The organism is Mesorhizobium sp. C268A (assembly GCF_040324475.1).
GTDB lineage: Bacteria > Pseudomonadota > Alphaproteobacteria > Rhizobiales > Rhizobiaceae > Mesorhizobium.
Window position 1 is genome coordinate 1765412 of record NZ_JAMYVX010000001.1, and the last position, 12033, is coordinate 1777444.

At 64.2% G+C, this 12033-nt stretch carries 9 protein-coding genes; 6 read left to right on the forward strand and 3 right to left on the reverse strand.

The features are described 5' to 3' along the window. Positions 1 to 36: 36 nt before the first annotated feature. Complete coding sequence (locus tag NKL06_RS08730; protein WP_023667795.1) at positions 37 to 1563, reverse strand: ABC transporter substrate-binding protein; 1527 nt, start codon at positions 1561 to 1563, stop codon at positions 37 to 39. Positions 1564 to 1673: 110 nt separating this feature from the next. Next, complete coding sequence (locus NKL06_RS08735; protein ID WP_023692294.1) at positions 1674 to 3248, reverse strand: phytoene desaturase family protein; 1575 nt, start codon at positions 3246 to 3248, stop codon at positions 1674 to 1676. A gap of 119 nt (positions 3249 to 3367) precedes the next feature. On the opposite strand from NKL06_RS08735, the gene NKL06_RS08740 reads away from it, so the two are divergent. Genes NKL06_RS08740 through NKL06_RS08760 form a run of 5 tightly spaced genes read left to right on the forward strand, consistent with a single transcriptional unit; the run spans position 3368 to position 10012 of the window. Further along, positions 3368 to 4159 carry a cyclase family protein gene (locus tag NKL06_RS08740; RefSeq protein WP_023692295.1) on the forward strand — a complete coding sequence of 264 codons (792 nt, stop codon included), beginning with the start codon at positions 3368 to 3370 and terminating at the stop codon, positions 4157 to 4159. Positions 4160 to 4175: 16 nt separating this feature from the next. Beyond that, positions 4176 to 5747 carry a phytoene desaturase family protein gene (locus NKL06_RS08745; RefSeq protein WP_023692296.1) on the forward strand — a complete coding sequence of 524 codons (1572 nt, stop codon included), beginning with the start codon at positions 4176 to 4178 and terminating at the stop codon, positions 5745 to 5747. Continuing rightward, complete coding sequence (locus NKL06_RS08750; protein WP_023667791.1) at positions 5747 to 6229, forward strand: MarR family winged helix-turn-helix transcriptional regulator; 483 nt, start codon at positions 5747 to 5749, stop codon at positions 6227 to 6229. The genes NKL06_RS08745 and NKL06_RS08750 overlap by 1 nt, the downstream gene beginning before the upstream one ends. Positions 6230 to 6273: 44 nt before the next feature. Further along, positions 6274 to 8427 carry a thiamine pyrophosphate-dependent enzyme gene (locus NKL06_RS08755; protein ID WP_023692297.1) on the forward strand — a complete coding sequence of 718 codons (2154 nt, stop codon included), beginning with the start codon at positions 6274 to 6276 and terminating at the stop codon, positions 8425 to 8427. Then, positions 8420 to 10012, forward strand: coding sequence for an indolepyruvate oxidoreductase subunit beta family protein (locus NKL06_RS08760; RefSeq protein ID WP_023692298.1), 1593 nt, complete (start codon positions 8420 to 8422; stop codon positions 10010 to 10012). The genes NKL06_RS08755 and NKL06_RS08760 overlap by 8 nt, the downstream gene beginning before the upstream one ends. A gap of 131 nt (positions 10013 to 10143) precedes the next feature. On the opposite strand, the gene NKL06_RS08765 is transcribed toward NKL06_RS08760, so the two are convergent. Next, positions 10144 to 11040 carry a LysR family transcriptional regulator gene (locus NKL06_RS08765; protein WP_023667788.1) on the reverse strand — a complete coding sequence of 299 codons (897 nt, stop codon included), beginning with the start codon at positions 11038 to 11040 and terminating at the stop codon, positions 10144 to 10146. A gap of 229 nt (positions 11041 to 11269) precedes the next feature. On the opposite strand from NKL06_RS08765, the gene NKL06_RS08770 reads away from it, so the two are divergent. Then, positions 11270 to 12004: an SDR family NAD(P)-dependent oxidoreductase gene (locus NKL06_RS08770; RefSeq protein WP_023699875.1), complete on the forward strand. Its 735-nt coding sequence runs from the start codon at positions 11270 to 11272 to the stop codon at positions 12002 to 12004. Positions 12005 to 12033 lie beyond the last annotated feature (29 nt).

The following is a 12033-nucleotide window of genomic DNA, read 5'->3' on the forward strand; positions in this document are numbered from 1 at the left end:
GGCCGCTCAGCGAAGAGTGGCGCCCACAAGCCGATATCAGGCCGGGGTCATCAGCGCCGGCAGCAGCGCGCCGGACACATGCTGCACCACGTTGACGCCCTTAGCATGCACGATAGGTTGCGCATACTGAATCAGCGGCAGCACATAGGCCTGCTCGGCGATATACTTGTCGACAGCCTTCCAGCCGGCGATGCGCTTGGCCTCGTCCTTCTCGCCCCAGAGCGGATTGATCATGTCGATCAGGTCCTGGCTGTCCCACACCGAGTGCGGGCTCGGCCCATACATGGCAAAACCAGTCGACGTTGTCGGATCGCCGATGGCATTGCCCCAATTGTAGAAGGCGGCCGGCGCCAGCTTGTCGGCGGCGCGCAGTTCATAGTGCTTGGCGATCTCGTAGACCTCGATCGTCGCCTCGATGCCGACCTTGCGCCACATGCCGACGATCGCCTGGATCATCTCATAATCCTTGGGCTTGAAGCCCTTGGTCGTCTGGATTGTGAACTTGACCGGCTTTTCCGGCGAATAGCCGGAGGCCGCGAGCAGCTCCTTGGCCTTTTCAGGATTGTGCTCGACCTTGATCGAGGCGTCGAAGGCCGTGTACTCCGGGGTCTCCAGCGTAGCGATCGGCTGGCCATAGCCGCGCAGCAGCCGTTTGACCAGAAGCTCCTTGTCCACAGCCATGACGGCGGCCTGGCGGACGTTCTTGTCCAGCATCGCTTCGATGTCATTGAAGAAGATCATGCCGATGTCGGAAACGGGCTTGCACGAGCCGGCAAGCCCGTCCTTGGCGATCAGCCGGTCATACTCTTCGTAGGGGACCTCCAGCGTCACCTGCGAGGAACCGGATTCGATTTCGGCAACGCGGCTCGCCGCGTCGGTGACGAACTTGATCGTCACATTCTCGAAGGCCGGCTTGTCGCCCCAATAGTGCGGGTTGGCCTTCAGTCGGAGGAAAGCATTTCGCTCGAATTTTTCCACCATGTACGGGCCGGTGCCGATCGGCGCCTTCTCGAACCCTTCGGCGCCGACCTTCTCGTAATAGGCCTTCGGCAGGATGTAGCCGGTCAGGAACGACATCCATTTGAAGTAGACCGGATCGAACTGCACGACGTCGCCGGTGATCTTGTTGCCGTCGATCTTGAAATTGTTGACGTTCTTCCAGACGAACTGGATCGGATTGCCGGTCTTTTCGTCGCCCGCCCGCTGCAGCGACCAGACCACGTCCTCGGGCGTGAAGGGCGAGCCGTCATGCCAGGTCACGCCTTCGCGCACCGTCATCGTCACCTTGGTGCGATCCTCGTTCCAGCCCCATTCGGTGAGCAGGCCAGGCGCAAAGGACAGGTCCGGCTTTTGCGGAATGAACTGGTCGAACACCGACTGGTAGAGGCCCTGGATCGTCGGGTTGACGGCCGAGGGTCCGGTGGTCGGATCCCAGGACGGCAGGTTGACGTTATAGGCGATGGTCAGTTCGCCCGCTGCCTTGGCGATCTGCGGCAGGCCGATTGCGGCCGCACCAAGTGCCGCGGCACTGTATCCCAGCAATTCGCGTCTGTTGATTGTCATGGTCGTTCCCCTTGTTGTTTGTTGTCTTTGCGCGGCACTACCAGTTCATAGCTTCAGGCTTCGTGGGCAGCAGCGCCTTGCCTCTCGTCGCCCTCCTGAAATCTTCCGAGCTACCTCCCGCCAAGCTGTTGCGCGAGCATGTAGCCCGAGGCCGCGCCGCTGCCGGCGCCCGGCCATGTCGCGGCGCCCGTGAGGTGCAGATTGGCGACCGGCGTGTTCCAGCCGGCATAGCCGCGCGCCGGGCGAAACAAGAAGTTCTGCGCCAGATGATGGCTGCCGCAGACCTGGTCGCCACCGACGAGATTGGGGTTCTCACGCTCGAGGTCGATTGGCGAGAACACTGCACGGCCGAGGATTTTCGCGTGCAGTCCGGGTGCGTAGATCTCGATAGTGTCGAGCACGCGTTCGGCATAGACGTCCTTGACCTGATCCCAATGCGCGGGCGCGATCTTGCCGGCCGCATCGCCCAGGATTTCGGCGGGCAGCATGCGCACCTGCACCCACAGCACATGCTTGCCCTGCGGCGCGCGTGACGGATCGACCGCTGTCGGCTGGCCGACGACCAGCACCGGTTCGTCCGGCAGCATGCCCGCCATCGCCTGCTGATAGGTGCGCGACATCGCGTCGAGCGAGGGCGACAGATGCACATAGGCGAACTGCCGCAGCTCGGCCCCGGCGCGCCAGTCCGGCAGGTCGTCGAGCGCCAGATGGATCATCATCGTGCCCGGCGCGTGCCGGAACTTCTGCATAGCCGTGTCGAAGCCGGTGTCGCCGGAACCGTTGGGCAGCAACTTGCCGGTCAGCGCCCTGGGCGCGACGCCGGCAATGACCGCCTTGCTTGCCGTATGCGTCTCACCGGAGGCGAGCCGGACGCTGGTCGCCTTGCCGCCGGAAACGGTGATTTCGGCAACGTCTGCCCCGGTAACGATCTTGCCGCCCGCCGAGGTGACCATACCTGCCAGCGCCCGGATGATCGTGTCGGCGCCGCCCTTGCCCAGCACCATGCCAAAGCTCTGGTTGGCCATCGATTCCAGATAGGGGAACACGGCGCCGCCGGCGATGTCGGGTGCAAAGTCGAGATGCATGCCCCAGGTGGCGAGCGTTGCCCGCACATGCGCAGACTCGAAATTTTCCTCCAACCAGGCGCGAGGCGATGACAGCAAAAGCCGACCGGTGTCGAGCGCGCCTGAGATACCCTTCTTGCGCCACAGGTTCCAGGCGGTGCCGGCAAGCGCACGCACACTCATCGGCGAGCCCAGCAGCCGGAACAGATGCTCGGCCTCATCAGGGAATGCGGCAACGAGCTTGCGCCACGTCTCGGCATCGGCAGCGGAGAACGCGGCCATGCGCGTGGCGGTCTTTTCCAGGTCGTTGCTGACGCCGAACCAGCGTCCGTCTGGGAAGGCGCTGGCGAAACAATCGGCGACCGGCGCGAACTCCAGCCCGTGGGTTTTCAATTCATTTGCATATTTCCGGTGGAAGGCGGAGCCGGCGAACAGGCTCAGATTCATCGCACCGAAATCGTGGCGGAAGCCGGGAAGGGTATATTCGTGTGTCTGGACGGCGCCGCCGATTGCTGCACTGCGCTCGAAAATCCCGGTTTTCCAGCCCTTGAGTGCCAGATGCGCAGCGCATGCCAGACTGTTGTGGCCCGCCCCGACAAAGATGGCGTCGAACTCGCTCACGCCCCGTTCCCATTTCCTTTATGCTTAAAGATAATTGCAGATGCATATGTTTTCGTCTAGTAGGATATTAAGGGCCGAGACGAGCCTTGATCATCACCGACAAGAGGGAACTTCAGACCATGGACACGCAAAAACTCCTCGGCGAAGTCGCCGGCCAACTGCTTTCAGGCGCCATCAAGGTGGTCGACCTCTCTGCGCCGCTCGGACCCGACACGCCGCTGATCAAGCTGCCGCCGGAGCTTGCCGTCGACACGCCGAAGGTCGAGATCCACAACATCTCCCGCTACGACAAGAACGGTCCGTGGTGGGCATGGAACTGGCTGAAGCTCGGCGAGCATTCGGGCACGCATTTCGATGCGCCGCAGCATTGGATCAGCGGCAAGGACTATCCGGACGGCGCCACCGACACCATTCCGGCGCAGAATTTCGTCGGTCCGGTCAATGTCATCGACTGCTCGAAGGAAGCCGCCGCCGACCACGACTTCCTGCTCACCGTCGACCACATCAAGGCGTGGGAAGCCAAGCATGGCGCCATCAACGCCGGGGAGTGGGTGGTCATGCGCACCGACTGGTATAAGCGCAATGGCTCGGAAGCCGAATTCCTCAACGCCAACGAAACCGGCCCACATACGCCAGGTCCGACAGCCGAAGCCATCCAGTTCCTGATCAGCAAGGATATCAAGGGCTGGGGCTCAGAGACGATCGGCACCGATGCCGGCAAGGCCGGCGGCATGGAGCCGCCATTTCCGGCCCACACGCTGATGCACAAGGCGAACCGCTATGGCCTCGCCAGCCTCTGCAACCTCGACCAGTTGCCTCCGAAGGGCGCCATCCTGATCGCCGCACCGCTCAAGATCGAACATGGCACCGGCAGCCCGATCCGCGCGCTGGCGCTTGTATCCAACGGCTAGGTGAGAGCACGCCACGGTGAGCCAGCCGGATCACATCATCGTTGGCAGCGGCATCAACGCGCTGGTCTGCGCGGCGATGCTCGGCGGCAAGGGCGCGAAGGTGCTCATCCTCGAACGCAACAACCGCATCGGCGGTTGCATGCGTACCGAGGAGATCACCGCACCCGGCTTCATCCATGACGTGATGGCAACCACCTTCGTGCTGTTCATCACCTCGCCGGCCTTTGCGGCATTGGGCGGCGACCTCGCGCGGCATGGGTTGGAGTTCTGCCACACCGGCACGCCAACCGGCGTGCTGCGGCCGGACGGCAGTCATGCAGTGCTCACCACCAACCGCGCCGCCAATGTCGCGGCAATCAATGCGATTGCCGCCGACGATGGCGACCGGTATGCGGACGATGTCAGCGGCATCGAGCGCAATGCCGGCCTGTTGTTCGGCCTGCTCGGCGGCAGCCTGTGGTCCTATCCGACGGCGAAACTGCTGGCCGGCGATGCCTGGCGGCGCAGCCCACGCGGCCTTGCCGCCTTTCTCGGCGAAGCACTGGTGCCGGCGCGCAGCTGGCTGGAAAGCACCTATCGGTCCGAGACAATCCGCGCGCTGTGGGCGCCCTGGGTGCTGCACGCCGGGCTCGGACCGGAAGACGCCTTCTCAGGGCAGATCGCCAAGGTCATTGCCTTCGCGCTGGAAGCGGCCGGGGCGCCGATCGTCAAGGGTGGAGCGAAGACCCTGCTCACCGCCTTCGAAGCTCTGATAAGGGAACGTGGTGGCGACATCCGTACCGTCGCCGATGTCGCCTCGATCGTCCAGAGCGGTGGCCGCGCGACCGGCGTACGGCTCGCCTCGGGCGAAACGATTACAGCAAACAAGAGCGTCATCTGTTCGGTCACGCCGACGCAGCTTTACCACCGGTTGCTCGGCAGCGAGGCTCCCAAGGCCGAGGTCGAGGCGACACAGAAATATCGCTACGGCAAAGGCAATTTCCAGATTCACTATGCGCTGAACAAGCCGCCGGCATGGCGCGGTGCTGGCCTGGACCAGGTGGCATTGTTGCACCTGACGCCGGGGCTCGATGGCGTCTCGAAAGCCTGCAACGAGGCGGCGCGCGGCATGCTGCCCGAAGTGCCGACCATCTGCGTCGGCCAGCCGCATGCGCTCGATCCGTCGCGCTGCCCGGAGGGCAAGGCGATCCTGTGGCTGCAACTGCCCGAGGCGCCCAGGCACATCAAGGGCGACGCCGCAGGCACGCTGCATGCACCGGCTGACGGACAATGGACCGAGGCGCTGCGTGAAGCCTACGCCGACCGCGTCGAAACCATTCTCGCCAGCCACATCGATGGCTTCAAGGGCAGCGTGATTGCGCGCCGCGCCTATTCACCGGCCGATCTCGAAGCGATGAACATCAATCTGGTCGGCGGCGACCCGTATGGCGGGTCGTCCACCATCGACCAGTCGTTCCTGTGGCGGCCGTTCAAGACCAGCCGCAACCATCAGACCGGCATCAAAAACCTCTATCACATCGGCGCCTCCACCCATCCGGGTGCAGGGCTCGGCGGCGGCTCCGGCTTTCTTCTGGCGGGCAGGCTGTGATGGAGCAGAAGGTCGCAGAAAAACGCCAGCGCATTTCGACGCTTGGCCAGATCGGCCTGCAGCAATTCGCGCCCTATCTGATGAACCGCATCATGGGGCGCTACAACGCCACCTTGCGCGACGATTTCCGCAAGCAGGGCCTGACCATTCCGCAGGTCCGCACGCTCGCCGTGCTGTCGGTCACCGACGGTGTCACCGTCAACGACCTCTCGGTCTACACCGTCATCGAGCAGTCGACCTTGAGCCGCACGCTCGACACGCTGGAAGGGCAAGGCTTCGTGCGGCGCGAGCAAGGCGTCACAGACAGCCGCATCCGCCATGTCTTCCTGACCGATGACGGCCGCGCCGAGTTCGCGCGCGCCTGGCCGGCAATGCATGACGCGTTCGAGGCGATGTTCGACGATGTCGACGACGCCGAATACGCGGCGCTGATCGCCACATTGCAGAAGATGCTGAAGAACATTCGCAAGCACGACATCTAGACGTTAGGCGCCGGCCGCACCGCCGGCAACGGAAGGTTGGAAAAATGGCCGAACGCTCTTTTGCCAAGGAAGTCGAAAAACTCAGGCTCGGCGCCGGCGAGGAATTTGCGGGCGAAGGCATTCTCGCCATCACCAAGGCGCTGCTGCAATGCGGCGTCGGCTATGTCGGCGGATACCAGGGCGCGCCGATCAGCCATCTGATGGACGTGCTGGCCGACGCACAGGAGATTCTGGGCGAACTCGGGGTGCATTTCGAGGCGAGCGCCTCGGAAGCCACCGCCACCGCCATGCTGGCGGCCTCGGTGCATTACCCCATTCGCGGTGCGGCGACCTTCAAGTCGACCGTCGGCACCAATGTCGCGTCCGACGCACTGGCCAACCTCGCCTCCGGCGGCGTCACCGGCGGCGCGCTGATCATCGTCGGCGAAGACTATGGCGAAGGCTCCTCGATCATGCAGGAGCGCAGCCATGCCTTCGCCATGAAGAGCCAGGTCTGGCTACTCGACCCGCGCCCCAATTTGCCGTCGATCGTCAAGGCGGTGGAGGATGGTTTCGAGCTGTCCGAGGCATCCAACACGCCGGTGATGCTGCAGGTGCGCATCCGCTGCTGCCATGTGCATGGCCATTTCATCGCCAAGGACAACAAGCGCCCGCCGATGACGGTGGCCGATGCGCTCGACGCGCCGCGCCGCGACACCGGCCGCATCGTGTTGCCGCCCGCCTCCTTCCTGCACGAGAAGGAGAAGGTGCAGAAGCGCTGGCCGGCGGCGGTGGAGTTCATCGCCAAGAACAAGATCAACGAATTCTTCGGTTCGGACCATGGCTCGGTCGGCATCGTCATGCAGGGCGGCATGTACAATTCGGTCATCCGCGCCTTGCAGCGGCTCGGCCTTGCCGACACCTATGGCGAGACGGATGTGCCGCTCTACGTTCTCAACGCCGTCTATCCCCTGATCGATGACGAGTTCCTCACCTTCTGCGAAGGCAAGCAGGCGGTGCTCGTGGTCGAGGAGGGCCAGCCCAACTACATCGAGCAGGCCTTTGCCGCCATGCTGCACAAGGCCGGGCGCGGCACCAGGCTGGTCGGCAAGGAGTATCTGCCGATGGCCGGCGAATATACCGGCCAGGTCATGCTGGACGGCATCGGCGCCTTCCTGCGCGCCGAGGCCCCGCATCTCTTGCCGGGTGAGGTGCGCGCGCCCAACAAGGTCGGCGACGGCGTTGACGCCGCGGACCTGATCAACGTCGTGCCGGGACGTCCGCCAGGCTTCTGCATCGGTTGCCCGGAGCGGCCGATTTTTGCCGCGACAAAGCTGGTCGAGCAGGAACTCGGGAACCACCACATCGCATCCGACATCGGCTGCCATTTGTTCTCGATCATGCCGCCTTTCGAGCTCGGCGCCACCACCATGGGCTACGGGCTGGGGCCGGCATCGGCATCGGCGTTCAATTCGCCCGACGCCAAACGGCGGTCGATCTCTTTCGTCGGCGATGGCGGCTTCTGGCACAATGGCCTGACCTCCTCGATCGGCAACGCGGTCTTCAACAAGAACGACGGCGTCATCGTCATCGTCGACAATTTTTACTCCGCCGCCACCGGTGGGCAGGACATCCTGTCGTCGCGTGCGGGCAACAAGACCAAGTCGACCAAGCATCCGATCACCGAGGCGGTGAAGGGCATGGGCGTCAAATGGCTGCGCCATGTCGACCGCACCTATGACATCACCAAGATGCAGGACACGTTACGTGAGGCGCTGACGACGGACGAAAAGGGTCCCAAGGTCATCGTTGCCTCGTCTGAATGCATGCTCAATCGCCAGCGCCGCGAAAAGCCGCTGGTCGACAAGGCGATCAAGGGTGGGACTCGCGTCGTCAAGCCGAAGTTCGGCGTCGATGAGGATATCTGCACCGGCGACCACGCCTGCATGCGGCTGTCCGGCTGCCCGTCCCTGTCGGTGAAATCGCTCGACGATCCCTTGCGTGACGATCCGGTGGCATCGATCGACCAGAGCTGCGTCGGCTGCGGCAATTGCGGCGAGGTGGCGGACGCCGCCGTGCTGTGCCCATCCTTCTACCGCGCCGATGTCGTGCACAATCCGGGCCGCTGGGACCGCTTCCTGGAAAGCGCTCGCCGCGCCGTGATCGGCCTGATGCAGCGCCGCCGCGAGAGCCGTAGGTTGACGTTCGCCGATGCTTGACCAGGCTTCGCCCTTGCGCCCGAAATCCGGTGCCACCGATACCGAGCCGGTGATCAAACTCGCTTTGCTCGCGGTCGGCGGCCAGGGCGGAGGCGTGCTCGCCGACTGGATCACCGATGTCGCCGAGCGCAATTCCTATGTCGCGCAATCGACCTCGGTCGCCGGCGTCGCCCAGCGCACCGGCGCTACGATCTATTACGTCGAGATGGCCCGCGACACCGGCCGGCTGCCGGTCTTTGCCCTTTCGCCTTCGCAAGGCGATGTCGACATATTGATCGCCGCCGAGCTGATGGAAGCCGGCCGCGCCATCATCAGGGGCTTCGTCACGCCCGATCGCACCACGCTGATCACCTCCTCGCACCGTATCGCCGCGGTGTCGGAAAAGATCGAGCCGGGTGACGGCCGGGCCTCGTCTTCCAAGGTACGCGCGACGGCGGAAGCTGCATCGAAACGCTTCATCGCCTTCGACATGGAAAAGATCGCCGCGGACAATGGCTCAATGATCTCGGCCAGTCTGCTTGGCGCGCTGGCCGGCTCCGACGCATTGCCGTTCACGCGTGAAAGCTATGAGCAAGCGATCGGCGCCGGCGGCCGAGGCGCGAAAGCCAGCCTCGCTGCCTTCGCCGTCGCCTACGACCGCGCGCGCGGTACGACGGCCCCCGCGCCACAGCCGGCAGAACCGGCCACGGTCGACCCCGCTCCGGGTGCAGGGCGCGTGAGCGGTCCGCAGAACCTGCTGCAGGGTTGGCAGGCGCTGGCCGCCCGCATCGACCTGATGCCCGCGGCGGTGCGCGACATGGCGCTTCGGGGCCTGAGAAAGGTCGTCGACTACCAGGACATCGCCTATGGCCGCGACTATCTCGACCGGTTGGACAAGGCCGTTGCGCTTGATGATCCCGGCCATGCCCATGCATTGTCCATCGCTGCCGCCAAGCATCTGGCCAACGCCCTGTGCTATGACGACATGATCCGCGTCGCCGATCTCAAGACTCGCTCGACCCGCGCCCAGCGCGTGCGCCGCGAGGTCGGCGTCAAGAACGGCTCCATCCTGCAGGTGACCGAGTATTTCCATCCGCGCATCGAGGAGTTCTGCGGCACCTTGCCGGCGGGGCTGGGCAACTACATTGAGAGCCGGCCGAAACTCGCTGCTTTCCTTGATCGTCGCATCAACCATGGCCGGCGCATTCGCACCGACAGCTTTGCCGGCTTTGCGGTCCTCTGGTTCATCGGCGGCCTGCGCCGCTGGCGACGGCGCCTGTTGCGCCACAAGGTCGAGACGGCGCATCTGGAGCGGTGGTATGCATTGGCAATTGGATATGTGCCCCAGGATTACGCGCTCGCCGTCGAAATCCTGAACTGCCGCCGGCTGATCAAGGGCTACAGCGACACCCACGTCCGCGCCCAGTCCAAATTCGATCGCGTGCTGTCGGCGCTCGATCTGGTCAAGGGCCGCGATGACGCTGCCGACTGGATCAGACGGTTGCGCGAAGCTGCGCTGAAAGACGAGAAAGGCGACATGCTCGATGGCGCGCTGAAGACGGTGGCATCGTTGTCTGATCATGGTGTGGGAAGAGGTCGAGCTTAGGCTGGTACCTCTACGCTACTGCCGCCGTTTCCTACTCCCACTGGATTCGCGGATTGAACACGCCGCTTCAGGCGATCGCAGCTCGGCTTCCACCCGGATGCGGGAAGCGTTGCCGGCGGACCTGCCGGGCGTCAGTCGCGCGATATGGACAGCCCCGAGAGAAGCGGAGCGTACGCGGCGAGCCTGCGGGATACGAACTCCGTGAAGAGCCGCACCCGCTTCGTCTTGCGTGTCTCGCCTTGCGTGAGAAGCCACAGTGTCCCATGCATGGGCACGTCGATCCCCGGCACCCTCACCAGCAGGGGGTCGGCATCTCCGACGAAGCACGGCAGTTTCGTTATCCCAATCCCCTGGTGCGCCGCGATGATCTGCGTCTCGGCGTCAGGTGTCCTGAACGGTACTCCCGTGACGTGAACTTCTCCCTCGCGCGCCCAGTCCGGAATTCCATGATTGTCTATGCCTATCCACCGGATGGGATCAGGCGTGCCCGCACGCCACGCGGCTAATCGATCGCGAGACATGTAGACGCCGCTGAACAGCTCCGGTCCCTTCAGGCCGTGAAGATTGAGCGGCAGGGTCTTGCGGTCGGCGACAATGCGGATCGCGACGTCGGCCTCTCGGTTGGTCAGATTTGCCAGCTCACCGGACGACAAGATTTCCATCTCGATGTCGCGATGCAAACGCGCGAAGTCGGCGAGATCCGGCATGAGCAGGTGTGTGGCGAGGAACGGTGGAAGCGTCACCCGCAAAAGCCCGCGCGCGCTCTGGTCACGACCGAAGACTCGCGTCTCCAGCTGGTGCGACGACGCTTCCATCTGGGTCGCGAGATCGAGGACCTCTTCGCCCGCAGCCGTCAGGCGGTAGCCGGAAGGCAGCTTTTCGAACATCTGCGCCCCGAGGCGTTCCTCGAGCTGAGCGATGCGTCGCAGCACGGTCGAGTGGTTCACACCGAGGTGTGCGGCGGCGGCACGCACCGAGCCTACGCGCGCGGCAGCAAGAAAGTAGCGAACGTCATCCCAGTCGATCATGGTGCATTCCTGCGCAGCGAAGTGCGGCTTGCAAAAGCCCATACTAACACGATCAGCCGTAAGTTCGTGCGGTCATCGTGGCGTTCAATCATCTACTGGATCGTTTTCGCACCAGCGATGTGCGCGATTGCGCACTCACCGCCCGACTTCGGCGAACCCATCTTGAGGCTCTCGCGGGACTTTCCCGTACAGCCAAAGACACGAGACGGCGAAACGAAGGATGCATGACATGAACAGACTGAATGGAAAGACCGCTGTGATAACCGGCGGCGCTACGGGCATCGGCCGCGCCGCAGCCAAGCGCTTTATCGAGGAGGGCGCCTTCGTCTTCATCTTCGGCCGCCGGCAGGAAGCGCTCGACGCCGCCGTGGCTGACCTTGGGCCTAATGCCCGCGCGGTTATGGGCTCGGTCTCGGATGAGGCCGACCTCGACCGACTCTACGCTGCGGTGAAGGCCGAGCGCGGAAGCCTCGACATCGTCTTCGCCAATGCCGGGGCGGGAAGCCCGCTTCCGCTCGGCCAGATCACCGCCAGGCACATTGACGAAACCTTCGACACCAATGTGAAGGGTACGATCTTCACGGTCCAGAAGGCGCTGCCGCTGATGAGCCAGGGCGGTTCGATCATCCTGACCGGGTCGAGCGCCGGCACCACGGGCGCTCCGGGGTTCACTGCCTATAGCGCGAGCAAGGCGGCAGTGCGCAACCTGGCGCGGACCTGGGCGGAAGACCTGAAGGGCACCGGCATCCGCGTAAACGTGCTGTCGCCCGGAGCGACGGCGACCGAACTCGCGAAGGAGGCGTTAGGCGAGGAAGGCCAGAAGGCCTACGGCGCGATGACCCCGCTCCAGCGCATGGCCGATCCGGCGGAGATCGGGGCCGTGGCCGCCTTTCTCGCGTCGCCGGACAGCAGCTTCATGACCGCCAGCGAGGTCGCCGTCGACGGCGGCCTGGCTCAACTCTGACCCCCAGCGCGGTCCGTACCTGGCCCGTG